The organism is Actinocorallia sp. API 0066 (genome assembly GCF_020991275.1).
In the GTDB taxonomy this organism is placed as follows: domain Bacteria; phylum Actinomycetota; class Actinomycetes; order Streptosporangiales; family Streptosporangiaceae; genus Actinocorallia.
The window spans coordinates 17,319-38,009 of the sequence record NZ_JAJLQY010000018.1 but is presented as its reverse complement, the minus strand read 5'-3'; the positions used below and the strand labels follow the sequence as shown (position 1 = coordinate 38,009).

General features: G+C 72.4%; 19 protein-coding genes and 1 riboswitch. Of the genes, 8 read left to right on the top strand and 11 right to left on the bottom strand.

The window, feature by feature from the left end; genetic code table 11:
- Window positions 1-30 precede the first annotated feature (30 nt).
- Both uvrA and LO762_RS31465 read left to right on the top strand, forming a co-directional pair.
- The gene (gene uvrA, locus LO762_RS31470) at window positions 31-2,868 is read left to right on the top strand and encodes an excinuclease ABC subunit UvrA (RefSeq protein ID WP_230619894.1); all 2,838 of its coding nucleotides are present in this window, start codon (window positions 31-33) and stop codon (window positions 2,866-2,868) included.
- A gap of 111 nt (window positions 2,869-2,979) precedes the next feature.
- Window positions 2,980-4,467, top strand: a complete 1,488-nt coding sequence (locus tag LO762_RS31465) for a M28 family peptidase (protein ID WP_230619893.1) — start codon at window positions 2,980-2,982, stop codon at window positions 4,465-4,467.
- Between the two features lie 12 nt (window positions 4,468-4,479).
- On the opposite strand, the gene LO762_RS31460 is transcribed toward LO762_RS31465, so the two are convergent.
- Window positions 4,480-4,989, bottom strand: coding sequence for a methylated-DNA--[protein]-cysteine S-methyltransferase (locus LO762_RS31460; RefSeq protein ID WP_230619977.1), 510 nt, complete (start codon window positions 4,987-4,989; stop codon window positions 4,480-4,482).
- 106 nt (window positions 4,990-5,095) lie between these two features.
- Between LO762_RS31460 and LO762_RS31455 the strand changes: the two genes are divergently transcribed.
- The 4 genes from LO762_RS31455 (at window position 5,096) to LO762_RS31440 (ending at window position 7,955) form a co-directional block, all read left to right on the top strand.
- Entirely contained in the window at window positions 5,096-5,803 is a 708-nt protein-coding gene (locus LO762_RS31455; RefSeq protein ID WP_230619892.1) for a maleylpyruvate isomerase family mycothiol-dependent enzyme, read from the top strand.
- Window positions 5,800-6,456, top strand: coding sequence for an MBL fold metallo-hydrolase (locus tag LO762_RS31450; RefSeq protein WP_230619891.1), 657 nt, complete (start codon window positions 5,800-5,802; stop codon window positions 6,454-6,456). The genes LO762_RS31455 and LO762_RS31450 overlap by 4 nt, the downstream gene beginning before the upstream one ends.
- 84 nt (window positions 6,457-6,540) lie before the next feature.
- A complete protein-coding gene (locus LO762_RS31445; protein ID WP_230619890.1) occupies window positions 6,541-7,122 on the top strand; it encodes an AAA family ATPase in 582 nt (193 codons plus the stop codon).
- Window positions 7,123-7,367: 245 nt separating this feature from the next.
- Complete coding sequence (locus tag LO762_RS31440; RefSeq protein WP_230619889.1) at window positions 7,368-7,955, top strand: hypothetical protein; 588 nt, start codon at window positions 7,368-7,370, stop codon at window positions 7,953-7,955.
- A gap of 398 nt (window positions 7,956-8,353) precedes the next feature.
- Here the strand turns inward: LO762_RS31440 and LO762_RS31435 are convergent, their stop codons facing one another.
- Genes LO762_RS31435 through LO762_RS31420 form a run of 4 tightly spaced genes read right to left on the bottom strand, consistent with a single transcriptional unit; the run spans window position 8,354 to window position 12,115 of the window.
- Complete coding sequence (locus LO762_RS31435; protein WP_230619888.1) at window positions 8,354-9,097, bottom strand: ABC transporter ATP-binding protein; 744 nt, start codon at window positions 9,095-9,097, stop codon at window positions 8,354-8,356.
- Window positions 9,094-9,942, bottom strand: a complete 849-nt coding sequence (locus LO762_RS31430) for an ABC transporter permease (protein ID WP_230619887.1) — start codon at window positions 9,940-9,942, stop codon at window positions 9,094-9,096. Before LO762_RS31430 ends, LO762_RS31435 begins: the two co-directional genes overlap by 4 nt.
- 1 nt (window position 9,943) lies before the next feature.
- The gene (locus LO762_RS31425; RefSeq protein ID WP_230619886.1) at window positions 9,944-10,939 is read right to left on the bottom strand and encodes an ABC transporter substrate-binding protein; all 996 of its coding nucleotides are present in this window, start codon (window positions 10,937-10,939) and stop codon (window positions 9,944-9,946) included.
- A gap of 3 nt (window positions 10,940-10,942) precedes the next feature.
- Window positions 10,943-12,115, bottom strand: a complete 1,173-nt coding sequence (locus tag LO762_RS31420) for an agmatinase family protein (protein WP_230619885.1) — start codon at window positions 12,113-12,115, stop codon at window positions 10,943-10,945.
- A 34-nt stretch (window positions 12,116-12,149) separates the two neighbouring features.
- A riboswitch (guanidine-I (ykkC/yxkD leader) is annotated at window positions 12,150-12,249 on the bottom strand.
- A 299-nt stretch (window positions 12,250-12,548) separates the two neighbouring features.
- Between LO762_RS31420 and LO762_RS31415 the strand changes: the two genes are divergently transcribed.
- Window positions 12,549-12,881, top strand: a complete 333-nt coding sequence (locus LO762_RS31415; RefSeq protein ID WP_230619884.1) for an SPW repeat protein — start codon at window positions 12,549-12,551, stop codon at window positions 12,879-12,881.
- Between the two features lie 78 nt (window positions 12,882-12,959).
- The gene (locus tag LO762_RS31410; protein ID WP_230619883.1) at window positions 12,960-13,499 is read left to right on the top strand and encodes a TetR/AcrR family transcriptional regulator; all 540 of its coding nucleotides are present in this window, start codon (window positions 12,960-12,962) and stop codon (window positions 13,497-13,499) included.
- Between the two features lie 25 nt (window positions 13,500-13,524).
- On the opposite strand, the gene LO762_RS31405 is transcribed toward LO762_RS31410, so the two are convergent.
- From LO762_RS31405 to LO762_RS31380, 6 genes are all read right to left on the bottom strand, one after another.
- Window positions 13,525-14,073: a hypothetical protein gene (locus tag LO762_RS31405; RefSeq protein ID WP_230619882.1), complete on the bottom strand. Its 549-nt coding sequence runs from the start codon at window positions 14,071-14,073 to the stop codon at window positions 13,525-13,527.
- Window positions 14,074-14,213: 140 nt separating this feature from the next.
- Complete coding sequence (locus tag LO762_RS31400) at window positions 14,214-15,584, bottom strand: VWA domain-containing protein (RefSeq protein WP_230619881.1); 1,371 nt, start codon at window positions 15,582-15,584, stop codon at window positions 14,214-14,216.
- On the bottom strand, window positions 15,581-16,438 hold the full coding sequence (locus LO762_RS31395; RefSeq protein ID WP_230619880.1) for a MoxR family ATPase: 858 nt from the start codon (window positions 16,436-16,438) through the stop codon (window positions 15,581-15,583). Before LO762_RS31395 ends, LO762_RS31400 begins: the two co-directional genes overlap by 4 nt.
- A complete protein-coding gene (locus tag LO762_RS31390; RefSeq protein WP_230619879.1) occupies window positions 16,435-16,977 on the bottom strand; it encodes a hypothetical protein in 543 nt (180 codons plus the stop codon). The genes LO762_RS31395 and LO762_RS31390 overlap by 4 nt, the downstream gene beginning before the upstream one ends.
- 104 nt (window positions 16,978-17,081) lie before the next feature.
- Window positions 17,082-19,262, bottom strand: a complete 2,181-nt coding sequence (locus tag LO762_RS31385; RefSeq protein WP_230619878.1) for an acyl-CoA dehydrogenase — start codon at window positions 19,260-19,262, stop codon at window positions 17,082-17,084.
- 117 nt (window positions 19,263-19,379) lie between these two features.
- Window positions 19,380-20,513, bottom strand: coding sequence for a glycosyltransferase (locus LO762_RS31380; RefSeq protein ID WP_230619877.1), 1,134 nt, complete (start codon window positions 20,511-20,513; stop codon window positions 19,380-19,382).
- Window positions 20,514-20,691: the final 178 nt, after the last annotated feature.

The window sequence follows — 20,691 nt, the reverse complement described above, 5'->3', positions numbered from 1 at the left end:
AAAACCGCCGATGATCTGGGGAAACACACCGTGCATGATCGACTCGTCGTTCGCGGCGCGCGCGAGCACAATCTCAAGGACGTCTCGCTCGATCTGCCGCGCGACTCGCTGATCGTGTTCACCGGGCTGTCCGGCTCGGGCAAGTCCAGCCTCGCGTTCGACACGATCTTCGCCGAGGGGCAGCGGCGCTACGTGGAGTCGCTGTCGGCCTACGCGCGCCAGTTCCTCGGCCAGATGGACAAGCCGAACGTCGACTTCATCGAGGGCCTGTCCCCGGCCGTCTCGATCGACCAGAAGTCGACGTCGAAGAACCCCCGCTCGACCGTCGGCACGATCACCGAGGTGTACGACTACCTGCGCCTGCTGTACGCGCGGATCGGCAAGCCGCACTGCCCCGAGTGCGGGCGGCCGATCTCCCGGCAGAGCCCGCAGCAGATCGTGGACAGGGTGCTGGAGCTGGCCGAGGGCACCCGCTTCCAGGTGCTCGCGCCGGTGGTCCGCGGCCGCAAGGGCGAATACGTGGAGCTGTTCCGCGAGCTCCAGGCCAAGGGCTTCTCGCGCGCGCTGGTGGACGGCGTCGCGGTGCGCCTGGACGACCCGCCGCAGCTGAAGAAGCAGGAGAAGCACGACATCTCGGTGATCGTGGACAGGCTCTCGGTCAAGGAGTCGGCGCGCCGCCGCCTGGCCGACTCGGTGGAGACGGGCCTGGCGCTGGCGGGCGGCACCCTGGTCCTGGACTTCGTGGACCTGCCCGAGGACGACCCGGCCCGCGAACGCATGTACTCCGAGCACCTGTACTGCCCGTACGACGACCTGTCCTTCGAGGAGCTGGAGCCGCGCTCCTTCTCGTTCAACTCCCCCTACGGCGCCTGCCCGGACTGCGCGGGCCTGGGCACCCGGATGGAGGTGGACCCCGAGCTGATCGTCCCGGACGAGGAGAAGAGCCTCGCGGACGGCGCGCTGTCCCCCTGGGCGGGCGGCCACGCCTCGGAGTACTTCCTACGGCTGCTCCAGGGCCTCGGCGACACCCTGGGCTTCACCCTGGACGAACCGTGGCGGCAGATCCCGGCCAAGGCCCGCAAGGCGATCCTGCACGGCAGCCCCACCCAGGTGCACGTCTCCTACAGCAACCGGTACGGGCGCAAACGCTCCTACTACACCGAGTACGAGGGCGTCATCCCGTGGGTGCAGCGGCGGCACACCGAGTCCGAGAGCGACACCAGCCGTGAGCGGTTCGAGGGCTACATGCGGGAGATCCCGTGCCCGTCCTGCGCGGGCGCCCGGCTCAAGCCGCTGATCCTCGCCGTCAAGGTCGCGGGCGCGTCCATCGCCGAGATCGCCGCGATGCCGATCTCCGACTCCGCCGAGTTCCTGCGCGGCCTCGACCTCGACTCCCGCGACGCGCGGATCGCCGAGCAGGTGCTCAAGGAGGTCAACGCGCGCCTGGGCTTCCTGCTCGACGTCGGCCTGGACTACCTCAGCCTGGACCGCGCGGCGGCCACCCTGGCGGGCGGCGAGGCGCAGCGGATCCGGCTGGCCACCCAGATCGGCTCCGGCCTGGTCGGCGTGCTGTACGTGCTGGACGAGCCGTCGATCGGCCTGCACCAGCGCGACAACTCGCGGCTGCTGGAGACGCTGCTGCGGCTGCGCGACATCGGCAACACCCTCATCGTGGTCGAGCACGACGAGGACACCATCCAGGCAGCCGACTGGGTCGTGGACATCGGGCCGGGCGCGGGCGAGCACGGCGGCAACGTCGTGGTCTCCGGCACCGTCGAGGACCTCCTGACGTCCCCGGACTCACTGACCGGGCAGTACGTGTCCGGGCGGCGCTCGATCGAGGTGCCCGCGGTGCGCAGGCCGCGCCAGAAGGGCCGCGAGATCACCGTCAAGGGCGCCACGGCCAACAACCTGCGGAACGTGGACGTGGCGTTCCCGCTCGGGGTGTTCACCGCCGTCACGGGCGTGTCCGGTTCGGGCAAGTCCACCCTCGTCAACGACATCCTGTACAACGCGCTGGCCAAGGAGCTGCACCACGCCAAGACGGTGCCGGGCAGGCACAAGCGCATCCTGGGCCTGGACCAGCTCGACAAGGTCGTGCACGTCGACCAGTCGCCGATCGGCCGCACCCCCCGGTCCAACCCGGCGACGTACACCGGCGTGTTCGACAACATCCGCAAGCTGTTCGCCGCGACGGCCGAGGCCAAGGTCCGCGGCTACCAGCCGGGCCGGTTCTCGTTCAACATCAAGGGCGGCCGCTGCGAGAACTGCTCCGGCGACGGCACCATCAAGATCGAGATGAACTTCCTGCCGGACGTCTACGTGCCGTGCGAGGTCTGCCACGGGGCCCGGTACAACCGGGAGACCCTGGAGGTCCACTACAAGGGCAAGACCATCGCCGACGTGCTGGACATGCCGATCGAGGAGGCGGCGGAGTTCTTCGAGCCGATCACGGCGATCCACCGGCACCTGAAGACCCTCAACGACGTGGGCCTGGGGTACGTCCGGCTGGGCCAGCCCGCGCCGACGCTGTCGGGCGGCGAGGCGCAGCGCGTCAAGCTGGCGTCCGAGCTGCAGCGGCGCTCGACCGGCCGCACGATCTACGTGCTGGACGAGCCGACGACGGGCCTGCACTTCGAGGACATCCGCAAGCTCCTCGGGGTGCTGAACGGCCTCGTCGAGAAGGGCAACACGGTGCTGGTCATCGAGCACAACCTGGACGTCATCAAGACGGCGGACTGGATCGTGGACATGGGTCCGGAGGGCGGTTCCCGGGGCGGCACGGTCGTCGCGACGGGCACGCCCGAGGACGTCGCGCGTGTCAGCGAGAGCCACACCGGGCAGTACCTGGCAAAGATCCTCGGTTGACGGAAAGGGGCCGCCGTGTCGTGCGGCGGCCCGTCCGGGCGGGTCCACGGGGGAACCGCCCACGGGGGAGGGAACGGGGGTTCCGTCATGTTTCGGCCTCGGCGCGGTGCCGTGCTCACCGCGGGTGCCGCCGTGCTCGCCCTGCTCGCCGTGCCCGGCGGCGCGACGGCGCGGGTCGCCGATCCGGCGGCGCGGGCGGTCGCGGGGGTGCGCGCCTCGGCTGTCGAGTCGCATCTCGCGGCGCTCGCCCGGATCGCGTCGGCGCACGGCGACACCCGCGCGGCCGGGACGCCCGGCTACGCCGCCGCCCGCGACTACCTCGTGACGCAGTTGCGCGCCGCCGGGTACCGGCCGGTGGTGCAGGAGTTCGACTTCCCGTACTTCCAGGAGGAAGGCACGGCCGAGCTGTCCCGCCTGTCCCCGACCCCGCACACCTACCTGCCGAGCGTCGCGGGCGCCGACAAGCTGGGCGACTTCGCCACCATGACGTTCTCCGGCTCCGGCGACGTCTCCGGCCCGGTCCGTGCGGTGGACGCCGGGGCGCCCGCCAAGGGCAAGGCGAGCACCTCGGGGTGTGAGGCCGCCGACTTCGCCGGGTTCCCGCGCGGCGCGGTCGCGCTCCTGCGCCGCGGCACCTGCACGTTCGCGGTGAAGGCGGCCAACGCGCAGGCGGCGGGCGCGGCGGCCGCCGTCATCTTCAACGACGGCGGCGAGGGCCGGACGGACACGCTGAGCGGCACCGTGGGCAAGCCGGGCGAGGTGGCGATCCCGGTGCTGGGCGCGTCCCACGCCGTCGGCGAGGAGCTGGCCAGGGCGGGCACCACGGTCCGGGTGACGACGCGGACGACGAGCGAGACCCGGCAGACCTGGAACGTCATCGCCGACACCCGGCGCGGCGACCCGCGCCGGGTCGTCATGGTCGGCGCGCACTTCGACAGCGTGCCGGAGGGCCCCGGCATCAACGACAACGCCTCGGGCGCGGCGGCGCTGCTGGAGCTGGCCAAGTACGCCTACCGGGTGCCGGTGCCCAACCGGCTGCGCTTCGCCTGGTGGGGCGCCGAGGAGCTGGGCCTGCTCGGCTCCGAGCACTATGTCGCCGCGCTGTCGGCGCGGGAGCGGGCGGCCGTCCGGCTGTACCTGAACCACGACATGATCGCCTCGCCCAACCACGTCTACGGCATCTACGACGGCGACGACTCCGACAGGACGGGCGAGGGGCCGGGGCCCGAGGGGTCGGCCCGGATCGAGAAGGCGTACGAGGGCTACTTCAAGGCGATCGGCGTGCCCACCCAGGGCACCGACTTCACCGGCCGCTCCGACTACGGCCCGTTCATCGCGCGCGGCATCCCGGCGGGCGGCCTGTTCACCGGCGCGGAGGGCGACAAGACCGAGGCCGAGGCGCTGCGCTTCGGCGGCACCGCGGGCAAGCCGTACGACCCCTGCTACCACCGCGCCTGCGACACGCTCGCCAACCTCAACCGCCGTGCCCTGCGCGTCAACCTGGGCGCGATGGCCCACGCCGCCTTCACCTTCGCCTACACGCCGCTGCTGCCCACCCCCGAACCGCCGAAAGCCACACCCACCAGCACCGCGCCCTGACCGGCGCCCGGTTCAGAAGAGCGGGGCCGGGAGCACACCTTCCAGGGCCAGCAGGGACTCCTTGGCGGGCAGGCCGCCGCCGAACCCGCCCAGGCCGTCGGAGGCGACGACGCGGTGGCAGGGCACAACGACGGGCAGCGGATTGGACCCCATGGCGACGCCCACCGCACGCGCCGCGTCCGGGGAGCCGACGCGGGCGGCCAGCGCGCCGTAGGCGATCACCTGGCCGTGCGGGACCGAGCGGTACAGCTCGCGCAGCACCAGCGCGTTGAACCCGGACGACAGCCGCCAGTCGAGCGGGAGGGTGAACGCGGTGAGATCCCCGGCGAAGTACGCCGACAGTTGCGCGACCGGCTCGCACAGCCCGCCGCGCGCGGCGCGGCCGCCCAGCCGCGCGGCGAGATCGGCGGCGTCGTCACGCGCCTCGTGCGCGTGGAACCGCACGTTGACCAGGCCCCGGTCGGTCTCCGCGAGGAACAGCGGGCCGATCGGCGTCTGCAGGACAGTCCAGCCGAATGACATCACGTTCCCCAGGCTAGGCCGGGCCACTGACATTTTCCGGCGCCGCGGGCGCGCGACGGGGCGGGCTGGTGTGAGGCGCGGGACGGCGGTAGGCCAAGATATGGGCATGCACGACTGGCGCACCGTGCTCGGGGAGGTCGTCGCCTCCCAGGAGCGGCTCGACCGTACCCTGGCGGCACTCGACGACGCGGCGCTGCGCGCCCCCTCGCCCCTGGCGGGGTGGACGCGCGGGCACCTGGTCCAGCACATCGCGCGCAACGCCGACTCCTACTCGCGGCTGCTGGAGTGGGCGGCGACGGGCGTCGTCACCCCGCAGTACGCGAGCGCGGCGGCCCGCGAGGAGGAGATCGAGGCGGGCGCGCACCTCCCGTACGACGAGCTCGTCGCGGACGCGCGCGCGGCGGGCGAGCGGTTCGTGGCGCTGGCGCGGGCCCTGCCCGAGGACCGGTGGGAGGCGAGGGTCGCGGCGCTGCAGGGCTGGGCGCACCCGGCCTGGTACACGCTGTACCGGCGCTGGCGCGAGGTCGAAGTGCACCACGTCGACCTGGACGCCGGGTACGGCGTCGCCGACTGGCCCGCCGCCTACGTGCGCTGGGAGCTGGCCGAGTCGCTTCCGATGCTGCGCGGATCGGTGCCCTACGCCCGGATCGTCGTGACCGGCCCCGACCTCGTGGTCGAGCTCGGCGGCGCCGGGCCCGAGCTGCGCGGCGACGGCGGTGAGCTGCTCGGCTGGGTGACGGGCAGGGCGCCCGCGCCGCACGCCCCCGTACCGCCCTGGCCCTACCCGGCCGCCACCGATTGGAGCGAGGCATGAGCTACACCGGAGACGTCGCCGTGGGCGGGCCCGCCGACACCCGGGAGCTGCTGCCCGGCCTGACGGTGAGCAAGCTGGCGGTCGGCCCGTACGACAACAACGCCTACCTGCTGCGCGACGCGGCGTCCGGCGAGCAGCTACTCATCGACGCGGCGGCCGAGCCCGACCGGCTGCTTGAGCTCGTCGGGGACAGGCCGCTGGGCAGGATCGTCACCACGCACCGCCACCAGGACCACTGGCAGGCGCTCGCCGAGGTCGCCCGCGCCACCAGCGCCGCCGTCACCGCGCACCCGCGCGACGCCGAGCCGCTGCCGGTGCCGGTCACCGAGCCGGTCGAGGGCGGCGACGTCATCACGCTCGGCGAGCACCGCCTTGAGGTGATCCACCTGCGCGGGCACACGCCGGGCGGCGTCGCGCTGCTGCTGCGCACGCCGTCGCGGCCGCACCTGTTCACCGGGGACAGCCTGTTCCCCGGCGGCGTCGGCAACACCTGGGGCGACCCGAAGCTGTTCGACAGGCTGCTCACCGACGTCACCGAGCGGGTCTTCGACGCGCTGCCGGACGAGACGTGGTTCTATCCGGGGCACGGCAAGGACTCCACGCTCGGCCGGGAGCGCCCGTCGCTGCCGCTGTGGCGCGACCGGGGCTGGTGAGGGGAACGGCCCGCGCGCCCCGGGAGTTGGAGGGGTGTGCCGCATGATGATGTTCCGTCACACTCCGAACTGAGGTCGCCGCCCATGTCCGAGGATCGTCGGGAACTCGTGTTTCCCGACGGCGCGCTCGTCCTCGTCGCCGGCTTGCCGGGGGCGGGCAAGAGCACGCTGCTGCGGCGGCTGTACGGGCTGACCGACAAGGAGAACGCGCCGGTCGAGTCCGGCGGCGCGCTGGTCATCGACTCGCGCCAGGCCCGCAACCGGCTCGCGCACGCGCTGCGGGCGCTGCCGCCGCGCGCGCGCATCCCGTTCGTCTACTCGCTGCACGTGTGGCGGATCGCGCGGGGCGTCATGGCCGGGCAGGCGGTCGTCGCGCACACGCGGGGCACCTGGCCGCACCTCATGAAGGGGCTCGGGAGGCTCGCCGCGCGGACGGGCCACGAGATGCACGTCGTCATGCTGGACGTGCCTCCACGGACGGCCTTGGAGGGCCAGCGGATGCGGGGTAGGACGGTGACGCCGCTGACGTTCGCGCGTCATGTGCGGCGTTGGCGGGCGCTGGTGGCGCGGGCCTCCAGGGGCGGGCTGCCCACGGCGGCGTCGGTCGTCGTCCTGGACCGGGCGGAGGCCGACCGCCTGCAGAAGATCCGCTTTGGTGATCTCTGAGCGGGATCGCGATTTTCGGAACGAGATTCTCAAAAGGTACCGGGCGGGCACCCTCCGCACCCGGTGCCGGTTTCTCGTTTTCCAGTGACAAGACCACAACCGGCCATGCTCCGCCGCACACAAGTATGAAAAACGTGTGACGACTGTCACAAACCGGCCAATTTCTGCAACTCTCCATCCGTTGACCCCCGGTCGCACACCTCCTTACCTTCGCTGTGACATCACAAGAGAAAAGGAGATGTCAAATGGCAAGGATCCATCGCGTCGCCGCCGTCGTGGGGGCCGCCGCTCTGGCGTCCGCGGCGCTGGCCACCCCGGCGCGCGCGGCCGGCACCGTGATCAACTGGGACACCTCGGCCGCCTACTCCGGCACCGCGACGGCGCAGCTGACCGGCAACCTCGTGATCTCCGGCGGCGGCACCACCACCTGCACCTCGTCGAGCCTGGGCGGCTCCGTCACCAGCGGCGGCGCCCTGACGATCAGCTCGGCGTCGGTGACGGGCTGCTCCGGCACCGCCTCGGCCATCACCCCGCAGGGCCTCAGCTGGTCCGGCAGCGTCAACTACGTGAGCCCGACCGCGCCCCAGGGCACCGTCGTGCTCAACGGCTTCTCCATGCGGGCGACGGTCCTGGGCGTCAACTGCACCTACGGCGCCAACATCACCGCACCGGCCACCAACCCGGTCGGCGGCGACTACGCCAAGGTCAGCCTCGCCGGGATCACCATCCCCAAGACCGCGGGCATCTTCCTGTGCCCCGGCAGCGCCAGCATCACCCAGGGCACCTACAACCTGGTCGGCGCGGGCGGTGTCCGCCTCGGCATGACCCCGTAACACCCCGCGGCGTCCCGCGACCCGAGGAGGCGGGCCTGCCTCCGCCCATTCGAGCTGGGCGGAGCCAGGCCCGTTCCGCTTTTCCCGGGCCGTCGGCCGGACGCCATTAACTGACAAACACCCCGGTTATTACGCGCACTATTCGACAAAGAACACCGAATGCTTTCGGGCGCCGCCGGGACGGAATGCACGGGGAAATGCAGCGCGCGTCTCCGCCCATTCGAGCTGGGCGGAGACGCGCTGGGCCAAGCCTAGTCCTGCGGCGACGGAGGGTGGCTGCCCGAAACGGGTCAGTCCCAGGCCGAGGTCGGCCGCTCCCGACGAAGTCGGGGCCGCCCAAGCGGCTGACCTCGGCCCAAACAAGCACAGCCGTCACCTGTGAGCCTTGTCTCATGACGTCACCGGTGCGCTCGGACGAGGTCGTCCACGGCGGCGCGCAGCTTGAGGAACTCCGGTTCGCGTTTGAGCGGCAGGTCGCGTTCGTCGGGCAGCGCCACGGGCAGCTCGGCGGCGACCCGGCCCGGGTGGCTGGCCAGGACCGTCACCCGCTGGCCCAGGAACACCGCCTCCTCGACGTCGTGCGTGACCATGACGACGGTCGTGCCCGTGTCCTTCCAGACGCGGCGCAGGAACACCTGCATGTCGTCCTTGGTCTGGCAGTCGAGCGCGCCGAACGGCTCGTCCAGCAGCAGCACCGAGGGCTCGCACGCGAGCGCGCGCGCTATCGCCACCCGCTGGCGCTGCCCGCCCGACAGCTCCTTGGGCAGCCGCTTCTCCAGCCCCTCCAGGCCGACCTCCCTGAGGTACCAGGAGACACGCGCCTTACGCTCGGCCCGGCTGAGCGGAAGCAGCTCAAGCCCGAAGGCGACGTTCTTCTCGACGGTCCGCCACGGGTGCAGGGCGCCCGTCTGGAACACCAGGCCCCGTTCCGGCCCCGGCCCGGTGACGGGCGCGCCGTCCAGGGTGATGACGCCCTCCGACGGCCGGTCGAGCCCGGCGATCAGCGCCAGCAGCGTCGACTTGCCCGAGCCGCTCGCGCCGACCACACAGACGAACTCCCCGCCGGAGATCTCCAGCCGGATGTCCTCCAGCGCGCGGTTGGCGCCGTACACGCGCCCCACGCCGTCCACGACGAGCCTCATGGCTGCCACCTCCCCACGCGGTCCCGCAGCACCCGCAGCAGGACGTCGATCGCCAGGCCGATCAGCCCGATGACGATGAGCACCGCGAAGATCTTGTCGCTCTGCAGGAACCTGCCCGACCGCGCGATCCGGTAGCCGAGCCCGGACTCGGCGGCGATCAGCTCGGCCACGACGACGAGGTTCCACGCGACGGCGAAGTTCACCCGGATCGCGTCCAGCGCCCCCGGCACCGCGTACGGCACGACGACCTTCCGCAGGATCTCGCCCTGCCGCGCCCCGAGCGTCGCGGAGACCTGCCGCAGCTCGGCCGGGACGGTCTTGACGGCGTCCGCCGTCATCAGCGTGTTGAAGAAGACGACGCCGATGACGAGCAGCGCGATCTTCGAGCTCTCGCCGATGCCGAGCCAGATCACCAGCAGCGGGATGAACGCGCTGGCGGGCAGGTACCGCAGCATGCCCACGAGCGGCTCCAGGGCGGCGTGCGCGCCCTGGTAGGCGCCCATGAGCAGGCCGAGCGGCACCGAGATGGCCACCGCGATCCCGAAGCCCCACAGGATGCGCCCGGTGCTGGCCCACAGGTCGTCCCAGAGCTGGCCGCTCGCCGCCATCTCCACGCCCGCCGACCAGGTGGCGGCGGGCGTCGGCAGGAACTCCGGCTGGACGGCCCCGGTGGCGCTCACGAGCCACCACAGGGCCAGCGGGACGGCCAGGGACACCCCGCGCAGCACCCAGCGCGTCCGGGGCGGCACGGGCGTGCCCAGGCGCAGCAGGGCGGGGACGGGCCTGGCGGGGCGCCGCCGCGGCAGCGGCGCCCCCTTGCGGCCCTCCTCCAGGACGGCGGTCATCTCACTTCAGCCCCTCGAGGAACTTCGGCTCGAACAGTCCGTCCAGCGACGGCTTCTCGTCGGCGAGGCCGCTGTCCACGAGGAACTGGGCGATGAGCCCGGCCTGGTGGGCGAGGTTCGTCGGCTCGGTGCCCTCCCCGAACGCCGCCTTGTTCTGGTCCAGGGTGAAGATCGTGGTGCCCGCGTCGTAGGACTTGTAGTCGGCCTCGCTGACGCCCGCCCGCTCGGCCATGATCTTGATCGCGGCGTCCGGGTTGGCCTCGATCCACGCGACCGTGTCGAACCACGTCTGGACCAGCGCCTGGACGTCGTCGGGCCGCTCGGCGACGACCGAGCTGGCCAGCACCAGGTGGTCGGGGATCGCGCCGGGGAAGTCCGCGGACGTCGCGACGGCCTTGCTGCCCGCGCGCTTGAGCGCCGTCGTGGTGAACGGGGCGAACGCGCCCACGGCGTCCACCCTTCCGGCGGCGAAAGCGGCGGCGGCCGCGTCGGTCGTGAGCGGGCTGAAGGTGATGTCGTCCTGCGACAGCCCCGCCTTCTCCAGGGCGAGCAGGAGAAGGTAGTGGTCCACGGTGCCCTGCTCGGCGGCGACCGTCTTGCCCTTGAGGTCGGCGACGGAGTCGATGCCCTTGGCGGCGATGATCTGGTCGTTGCCGGTGGAGTTGTCGTTCACCAGCACGATCGTCTGCTTCGCGCCGCCCGCGACGGACGCGAGCGTGTCGTTGAGCGTCTGGCTGTTACCGTCCACGGCGCCCGTCGCCAGGGCCTGGAGCGAGTCGGTGTAGCTGTCGAAGTACTTGAGTTCGACGTCCACCCCGTTCTTGGCGAACAGGCCCTGCTCCTGCGCGACCTGCCAGGGGAACCAGCCGGGCCAGGCGGAGAAGCCGAGGGTGAGGGTGCCGCCGGAGGGCGCGTCGTCGGAGGTGTCGGCGCCGCCGCAGCCCGCGGCGAGGACGGCGGCCAGCACCAGGGCGGTGAGTGTCTTGAAGGGGCGCATGGTTCAGGCTCTCTTCTTCTGCGGGAGGTGGCCGGAGCGCACGAGGCAGCCGAGGGTGTCGCAGATGACGCGGGTGGCGATGAGCGAGGTGATCTCGGCGTTGTCGTAGGGCGGGGAGCACTCGACGACCTCGATGCCGGCCAGCGGCGCTGAGTCGGCGATGATCTGGATGAACTTGAGGACCTCGCGCGGCAGGAACCCGCCGGGCTCGGGCCAGCCCGTGCCGGGCACGAACGCGGCGTCCAGGCAGTCGACGTCGAACGACAGCCAGACGGCCTCGGCGTTCCGCCAGGCGACCTCCAGGGCTTTCTCCGCCGCCGCCTCGATGCCCATCTCGACGCAGTCGGTGACGGTCATGATGGTGGTGCCGCGCTCCCGCCCGACCTTGACGCCGGGCCGGGGCGCCTGCCAACCGCCGATGCCGATCTGGACGAGGTTCTCCGCGGGCACGTTCGGGATGTCGGTCGCGTGGAACCACGGCGTCGTGTGCATCCGCTCGTCCAGGTCCGTCTCCTGGGTGTCGACGTGCCTGTCGAAGTGGATGATGCCGAGGTTGCCCTGCAGGTGCTCGGCCACGCCGCGCACCGTCGGGTAGCCGATGGAGTGGTCGCCGCCCAGCACCACCGGGAACGCGCCGGAGGCGTACACGTGGGAGACGGCCTTGGAGATCTGGTCGAAGGTCTTCTCGATGTTGCCGGGGATGGTGAAGATGTCCCCGAGGTCGCACATGGTGATCGTCTCGCGCAGGTCCACGCCCAGCTCGAAGCTGTACGGGCCGTACAGGGCGGAGATCTTGCGGATGCCCTGGGGGCCGAAGCGCGTCCCCGACCGGTAGGTGGTGCCGCCGTCGAAGGGCGCGCCCAGGATCGCGACGTCGTACTCGCCGCAGCGCCTGACGTCCTCGACGTAGGGGGCCTTCAGGAAGGTGTTGATGCCCGCGAAGTGCGGGAGCTCGCCGCGGGAGAAGGTCGGGATGGTCTTGTCGACGATGGATTCGGCGCCGGGGAGGCCGTACTCCAGGCCACGGCGGATCTCCTCCTCGTGGCGGGTGGTCGGGAGGACCTCCTCGGCCGCGACGGCGTACCTGGCCTCGGGGCCGTAGTCGTCGTGCAGCTTGCCCGGATCGAACTCGGGCGGGAGGCGTCGGTGGTTCCAGTGCACGGGCACCTCGTTCACGGGATGCCCCCGGCGGCAGCCGGGAGCGCGGCTGGCCTCCCGGGCTTTTGTCCCGCCGTGGAACGGTCTCACCGGACCGTCTGCGTCTCTCGGACCAGTCCGGCTCTCGCCGCGGAACCCTAGACGCGCCTCGCTGGCAGCGAGTCCCCCACAGAACACCGCGACGGCGTTTCGCGGCCGTTAAGCGACCGTTCCTTTTCCGTGAAGGGCCGGGCGGGAGCCGTCTCGGCGGCGGGGTCACCCTGGGTACCCCCGCGCGGTATGCGCCACCTCGCCCAATAGCAGACTGTGACGGTAAACGTCGAGCCGAGTGAGAGCCACCTCACCTCGCGGTTAGCCGACTGTCACCATCTCGACTGATTGACCGGACGGTCAATCAGAGGATTCTCGAAAGTGGGACGAAGAAGTCCAGATCCCCCTGGAGGTGGCGAAAATGTCGGTGAAGTTCTCCCTGCCCGCCGCGGTGGCGTTCGTGGCCGGTCTGGCGGCCCTGCTGGCGCCGGACCTGTGGGCCGACGGCGCGGGCCGCGAGCCGCTGTTCGTGCTGGGCGCCCTGCTCGCGCTGGTCGGCGCGTTCGGCCTGCTCGGCAAGGCGGGCCCCAGCGAGTGGACCGCGACGGCGTTCGCGGTGCTCCTGTTCGTCGCGCCCTGGGCGTGGCAGTTCACCGGTTCCGACGCCGCCGCCTGGACGGCATGGATCGCCGGTGCCGTGACCGTTATCGTCGGGCTGTACGACTCCGCGACGGCGGGGGACGCGGCGGACTGACCCGCGGCGCCTCATCCGTCCAGTGGTCCCCGGCGGGGCACGCCGGGGACCACACCCATGCACACCGGGGGGCCGACCTTGAGCGACTCACGCACCCGCATCCTCGACGCCGCCGAGGAGCTGTTCGCCGAGACGGGCTACGAGGCCACGTCCACGGCGCGGATAGCCGAGGTCGCCGCCGTCCCCAAGGGCCTGGTCTTCCACTACTTCCCGCAGAAGCTCGACGTCCTCATCACGCTCGTCGACGAGCGCACCGCCATCGAGGACCCCGACGACCCGCCGGCGGCCGACCCGGACCCGGCGGGCGCGCTGCGCCGGCTGGCCGCCCGCCTCCCGCTGCGCGCCTCGCCCCGCATGCGCCGCATCCTGTTCCGCGAGGCCGACACCCACCGCAGCGTCCGCGAACGGCTGGGCACCCTCAACCGCGAGCTCGTCCGGCTGGCCCGCCGCGCGCTGGAGTCCACCCTCCCCGGCACCCGTGGCGACACCGCCCGCTTGGAGATCGCCGCCACCACGTTCGCCACGGTCCTGCTCTACCAGGAGCACCTGCACCAGCTCACCGGCGACCGCATCGACCCCGACGCCGTCGCCGACCTCCTCACCCAGGCCCTCACCTGACCGCCACGGAACGGTCCCGTGGGGGTCAGGGAGTGGTGGCCACTACGTTCGCTTGGAGCAGGGCAAGAAGGGTGGTGCGGGCCGAACTCGGGTCGCTGGGCACGCAGGGCGTGGTGGGCACGGCGTCGTAGAGCGGGAGCGCGGGGCGGGCGGGGTGGTGGGTGTGGGTGAGCGCGACGAGGTGGGCCAGGCCGTGGTCCTCGAAGAAGTCCAGGGCCGGGGTGTGGCGGCGGGGGCGGCGGGTGTCGAACAGGATCACCGCGCCCAGCGCCTCGGCCAGGAGCGGGCTGTCGGCAGCGGGAAGGGGTTCAGGGGTGGCGTACAGGTCGACGACAAGCGACGGAGCGAGGGTGACCCGGGCGGTCTCCCAGCAGGAAGGATCACGGGTGGGGGAAGACAGAGCGCAGTGGCGGGGGTACGCGAGCGGCACGCCGGGCGCGTCGGCGACGGCGCGGACGAAGGCGCGGCGGTCGGTGCCGGGGCCGCCCGCGACGATGATCTTGGCGGTGAGGGCGGGCCCGGCGGGGACGGCGGGCGCGGCCGGACGGGCCGGGGTGAGCAGGCGGGCGGTCATGTCCGCGAACGTAGGCACCGGGTGTTTCGGAAGTGTTGCCCGGCCGTGTGGCCGCCGTTCGGGTCACATCACTCCGCGCGACCCCCCGTGGTGAGGCCCGTGACCCGGCTCACCACCGGCCGTCCGGGCCGCGCGACGGCCTAGGCCAGCAGCTCCACGAACTGCCCGAGCTGGACGAGGTTGCGGCACTCGTGCATCTCGATGACGTCGCCGTAGGTGCTGGCGGCCGAGTCGCCGGTGTCCCAGTCGCGCAGCCGCTCGGGGTTCAGCCAGTAGGCGTGCCGCGCGGTGGCCGCCAGGCGCCTGACGATCGGGAGCGCGAGCGGCCCGTAGTTGGAGCGCGCGTCGCCCAGGATGAGGAGCGACGTCCGGGAGGTCACCGCGTCGCCGTACTTCTCGTTGAACGTCTTGAACGCGTGCCCGTAGTTGCTGCGCCCGGTGAGCCAGACGAGGTCGGCCTCCCGCGCCATCCGCGTCATCGCGTCCACAACGTCGGCGCCCGGCTCGAAGAACCGGGTGATCTCGTCGGTCGAGTCGATGAACGCGAACGCGCGGACCTTGGTGAACTGCTCCCGCAGCGCGAAGGTCAGCAGCAGCGTGAAGTGCGCGAACGCCTGGCAGGAGTCCGAGGCGTCGCACAGGATGACCAGTTCGGGCTTGTGCGGCCGTTTCGGCTTGAAGTGCGTGGTGAGCGGGACGCCGCCGGTCGCCAGCGAGGCCCGGACCGTCCTGCGGAAGTCGAGGCGGCCACGGTCGCCGAGCCGGTTGCGCTGGGCGAGCCGGGAGGCGAGGCGGCGGGCCAGCGGGTGCACCTCGCGGCGCAGCGCGGTCAGGTCGGCGCGGGTCGCCCGGTTGAAGTCGAGCTGCTCCAGCGGCGGCCGGACGGTGGCCCGGCCGGTCCGCTCGACCCCGGTGTTCTCGGCGATGCGCCGCCGCACCTCGGTGGCGACGGCCTCCTGGAACCCGGTGATCCGGGTCCGGAACAGCCGCCGCGCGGCCGCCTCCTCCAGGCCGCCGCGCTGGTTCAGGACGGCGTCCAGCAGCGCCGCCATGAGCGTCTCGGGTGACATCGCCCTGACGACGGACGAGGAGAACCAGCTCTGCCCGTTGGGGCTGCGCCCGTACCCGGCGACGGCCCTGCGGGCGAAGCCGCGCATGCCCGCCTCGTCCCCGGAGAGCAGCAGGTCGAACAGCTCCTCCCGCATCGCCTGCACCTCGGGGTCCAGCGCGGGCGGCACCCGCCGCCGCTCCGGGTCGGGCTCCCGGTCGGTGTTGCCCTCCCCCGCGCCGAGCGCCGCCGGGAACCACAGGTCGAACAGCAGGTCGAACTGCGCCCGGTGGGTGGGCCGCTTGACGAGCGTCGCCGCGAACGCCGACCGCAGCGCCTCCCGGTCGATCAGGTCGACGTGCCCGATCGCCCGGACGGCGTCCAGCCCCTCGGCGACCGAGACCGGCAGCCCCGCCTCCCGCAGCGCCTGTACGAACCCGACATGCCGGTCGACGAGGCTCATCCCAGTTTCAGTTCCGTGATGGCCCGGCGCTGGTCGGCCACGTGCTTGAGGACGACGCCGAGGGTGTCCCGGACGGCCTGGGAGTCCAGCGTGTCGAGGCCGAGCGCGAGGAGGGTGCGGGCCCAGTCGATGGTCTCCGCGATCGACGGGGCCTTCTTCACCTCAAGGCCGCGCAGCGCCCCGACGGTCTTGACGATCTGCTCGGCGAGGCCCGCTTCGATGCCGGGCACCCGGGTGAGCACGATGTCACGTTCCCGCTCCAGCGGCGGGTAGTCCAGGTGCAGGTAGAGGCAGCGCCTCTTGAGCGCCTCGGAGAGCTCGCGGGCCGCGTTGGAGGTGAGGACGACGAACGGCTTGCGCTTGGCGGTGATCGTGCCGAGTTCGGGGATCGTCACCTGGAAGTCCGACAGCACCTCAAGGAGGAGGCCCTCGACCTCGACGTCCGCCTTGTCCGTCTCGTCGATGAGCAGGACCGTCGCCGCGTCGCGCCGGATCGCCGCGAGCAGCGGGCGTTCGAGGAGGAACTCGTCGGTGAAGATGTCGTCGTGGGTCTCGTCCCACGCCCTGTCGCCCGCCGCCTGGATGCGCAGGAGCTGCTTCTTGTAGTTCCACTCGTACAGCGCGCGCGCCTCGTCGAGCCCCTCGTAGCACTGGAGGCGGATCAGCTCCGCGCCGGTAGCGGCGGCGACGGCCTTGGCCAGCTCGGTCTTGCCGACGCCTGCGGGGCCCTCGATGAGCAGGGGCTTGCCCAGCGCGTCCGCGAGGAAGACGGTCGTGGCGATCTCGTGGCCCGGCAGGTAGCCGACGCCGGACAGGGCCTCGGCGGCGTGCGCGGGGGAGGAGAACAGCGTCATGATTCCTCGGGCTTCGGGGTCTCGGGCTTGCCGGTGGCCGGCTTGGTGACCTTCTTGTAGGTCTGGCTGTTGGCGGCGAAGGTGAAGGACTTGCCTCCATCCTTCAGCACGACCTGCCAGTAGGTGGCGCCCGGGTCGGTGCCCTCCCACGACAGCCGGTAGGTGTTCTTGCCCGCCGGGATCACGGTGCCGCTCCACAGCGTCTTGCCGCCGGCGATCAGCTCGCCCTCGCCCTTGGCGGTGAAGACGAAGTACTCCTTGACCGGGCCGTCGCCCTGCCAGGTGCCGACGAGCGGCTTGACCTGGCTCGGCTGCGGCTTGGGCGCGGGCTTGCCCGTCTCGGACGGCTCCACCAGCGGCTCGCCGAGCGGCTCGCCGGTCTTGGGCGACAGGCCGGGCGCGCCGGGCTCCTCGGCGGGCGCCGCGGACGTGCTGGCTGACGTCTCCGGGGCCGCGCCCTCCTTCTCCGCTCCCCCGCCGCCGCAGGCGGTCAGGGACAGGGTGAGGACGGCGGCGAGGGCGACGGCGAGGGGTTTCACGGAGCCTCCGGGGATGAGCGGCGAGATCGACGCGTCGGGCGATGCATCGTACCGGGCGGTAGGGAGACATGGACGCCCTTCTCCCCTTACCGCCCGGTTTCGCGTTACTTGCCCGGCTCGGGGTCGCGCGGGAGGCCCAGCAGCCGCTCACCGATGATGTTGAGCTGCACCTCGGTGGTGCCGCCGTAGATCGTCATGGCCCGGCTGAACAGCATGGCGCGGGCGACGATGCCGGTGGGCGCCAGCAGCTCCTCCAACGCCGCCAGCTCACCCTGGCTCGCGTAGCAGTAGTCCGCGACGTCCTGGTTGAACTGGACGCCGAGCAGCTTGCGGACCGACGCCTCGGCGCCCGGGTTGACGCCCGAGAGCTGCTTGAGCGTGGTGCGCAGCCCCAGCAGGTCGATCGACTGGCCCTGCGCGACGAGCCTTCCGACCTCGGCCTTGGCGATCGGGCCGAGCTCCTTGCCCTTGAACCAGTCGAGCAGCTCGGGGACGCCCATGCCCAGGCCGCCGCCCGTGGACAGCGAGACGCGCTCGTTGGACAGCGTGTTGCGGGCGACCTGCCAGCCCTTGTCGACCTCGCCGACCACGCAGTCGTCCGGCACAAAGACCTCGTCCAGGAACACCTCGTTGAACAGCGCCTCGCCCGTCAGCTCGCGCAGCGGGCGGACGTCCACGCCGGGCGCCTTCATGTCCACGAGGAAGTAGGTGATGCCCTCGTGCTTGGGCGCGTCCGGGTTGGTGCGGGCGATGCAGAAGCCCCACTCGGCGAGCTGCGCGACCGACGTCCAGATCTTCTGGCCGGTCAGCTTCCAGCCGCCCTCGACCTTCTCGGCCTTCATCGACAGGGACGCGAGGTCGGAGCCCGCGCCCGGCTCGGAGAACAGCTGGCACCAGACGATCTGGCCGCGCAGCGTCGGGCGCAGGAAGCGCTCCTTCTGCTCCTCGGTGCCGTACGCGACGAGGGACGGCACCAGCCAGGCGCCGATCACCAGGTTGGGCGCCTTCACCTTGGCGGCGCGCAGCTCCTGCTGGATGAGGACCTGCTCGATCGGGCCCGCGCCCCTGCCCCACGGCTGGGGGAAGTGCGGGACGGTCCAGCCCTCGTCGCCCATCCTGGTGCTCAGCTCGGTGCGGTCGGCGATCCGGGCCAGCTCGGCGACCTCGGACCGGATCCGCTCGCGCAGCGGCGCGGTGTCGTCGTCCAGCTCCAGCTCGACCTCGCGGCGGCCGCCGGCCAGGGCGAGGTCGGCGACCTCGGCGGCGGCGGCGTCGGCGGGGCGCGAGTACGCCTTCAGGGTGAGGGCGCGGCGCAGGTAGATGTGCGCGTCGTGCTCCCAGGTGAAGCCGATGCCACCGAGGATCTGCACCGCGTCGCGGGCGATCTGGGCGATCGCGCCGGGCGCGATCACCGAGGCGACCGAGGCGGCGAAGTGCGCGTCCTCGGCGCCCTCGCCGACCGCGCGGGCGGCGTCCCAGACGGCGGCGCGGGACTGCTCCAGGTTGATGAGCATCCGGGCGGCCTTGTGCTTGACGCCCTGGAACTGGCCGATCGGGCGGCCGAACTGCTCGCGGACCTTGGCGTACTCCGAGGCGGTGGTGACGGCCCACTGGCCGACTCCCGCGCCCTCGGCGCCCAGCAGGACGGCGGCGAGGTCGGCGACGGTCTGGTCGGTGACGCCGTCCAGGACGCGCTCGGTGCTGACCCGGACGCCCGCCGCCTCGACCCTGCCGGAGCGGCGCACCACGTCGAGGCTGGGCCGGGCGGTGACGGTGAGCTGGGCGGCGTCCACGACGACCCACTCCTCGCCCGCGCGCAGCACGACGAGGTCGGCGAGGGTGGCGCTGAGGACGGGCTCGGCAGCGCCGTCCACCACGATCGCGTCGCCCTCGCGGACGCCGGTGAAGCCGCCGCCGAGCACGACGGTCGCGGTGACGGACCCGTCGGCGAGGCCGGGCAGCAGCGCGTGCGCCTTGGCGTTGGAGGAGGCGTTGACGACGGCGCTGGCCAGCACCGTCGCGAGGAACGGCCCGGGGGCGGCGGCGCGGCCGAGTTCCTCCAGGACCACGGCGAGCTCCAGCAGGCCGAAGCCCTGGCCGCCGTGCTCCTCGGGCAGGTGCAGGCCGAGCAGGCCCTGCTCGGCGAGGTGCGGCCAGAACGCGGGCCGGGTCTCCTGCTCGGCCTCCAGCGCGGCGCGGACCACCGCCTGCGTCACATGGCGCTCGGCGAGTCCCCGTACGGACTCGGCAAGGTCCTCGTGCTCCTCGGTCAGTCCGATGGCCATTGCACACCTCTCGGTCGAAAGTTCGGTGCCCGGCTCCGCCCAGGGGTGCGGAACAAGATTCGAGCTTTATTCTAGAACGCGGTTCGTCTCCCTGTCGGAGGTGACTCTACTCATTCCTCAGGTCGGGAGGAACCCCCGGTAACGGGCGGCGAGCTGGTCCACCGCGTCGTCGTCCGTGGGCAGCGCGGTGGCGCGCTGCGCGGCGGCGGCGCCCAACCGCACCGCGCGCGCCGAATCGGACAGGACACCCCCCAGCGCCTCCGCCAGCGCCGCGGGATCGCCCGGCGGGACGAGCACCGCCGCGTCGTCCACCAGGCCCGGGACGCCGCCCGTGGCCGTCGCGACGATCGGGCGGCCCGCCCGCAACGCCTCCTGCACGAACAAGGGCTGGCCCTCCCACAGGCTCGGCACCGCCACGACGTCACAGGCCGCGAGCAGATCGGGCACGTCGTTCCTGCGGCCCAGCAGCCGGACGGGCAGATCAGCCGACGCGATCCGGTCGCGCAACACGCCGTCCAGGGGGCCGTCGCCCGCGATGAGGACGAGCGGAGCCCGCTCCCCCAACCGCTCCACCGCCTCCAGCAGCACAGGCAGACCCTTCTGCTCGGCCAGCCGCGCTACCGTCAGGACGACCTGGCCCGAACCCGCGCCCAACTCCTCACGCAGCCGCTCCCGCACGTCCGCGCCCGGCTGCGGGCCGCGCGGCGGCGCGGGCACGATCGCGTGGCCCACCTCCCGCGCGCCCAACGCCCGCATCCGCTCCGCCAGATCCGGCGAAACGGCCAACACCCCCGACGCGCCCCGCGCCACGATCCGCTCCAGCGCCCCGTAGGCCGCCCCGGCCACCCCGCCCGCCGGAGGCGCGTTGTGCAAGGTGACGAGCACCGGCGGCCGCGCCTCCAACCGCAGCGCCGGACCCCGCCCCGCGAACCTGCCCCGCGCCATCACCGCGAGCCCCCCGGCCCGCAACCCGTGCGCGTGCACGACGTCAGCACCCCTCACCAGACCCCGCAGCCGCCGCACCGCCGCCAGATCCCCCGCCGGACGCGGCCTGTCACTGATGTCCACCTCGGCGAACCGCACCCCCGGCCCACTGAACCCGAACGTCCGCTCCGTCGCCCCCGGCCCCAGCACCGCCACTTTGGCCCCCCGCTCCGCGAGCCCCGCCGCCACGGCCCTCACATGCCGCCCGACCCCTCCGGCACTGGTCGCCAACACCAACGCCACCCGCATCCCCTGCACATCATCCATGCCCCCCACCTTGCCGCATCCCCACCCGTCGACACGCCCCCAACCCCAAGTTGTGGATAACCCGCGCCGCCCGGCGAAGACCCCGCACGGGGCAGATCCCCGTCCCCCAAACCCCAACCCATCGGGGTTTCCAGCCCGGCCAGCGAGTTTCCGGACCAACCATCGAGTTTCCAGCCCA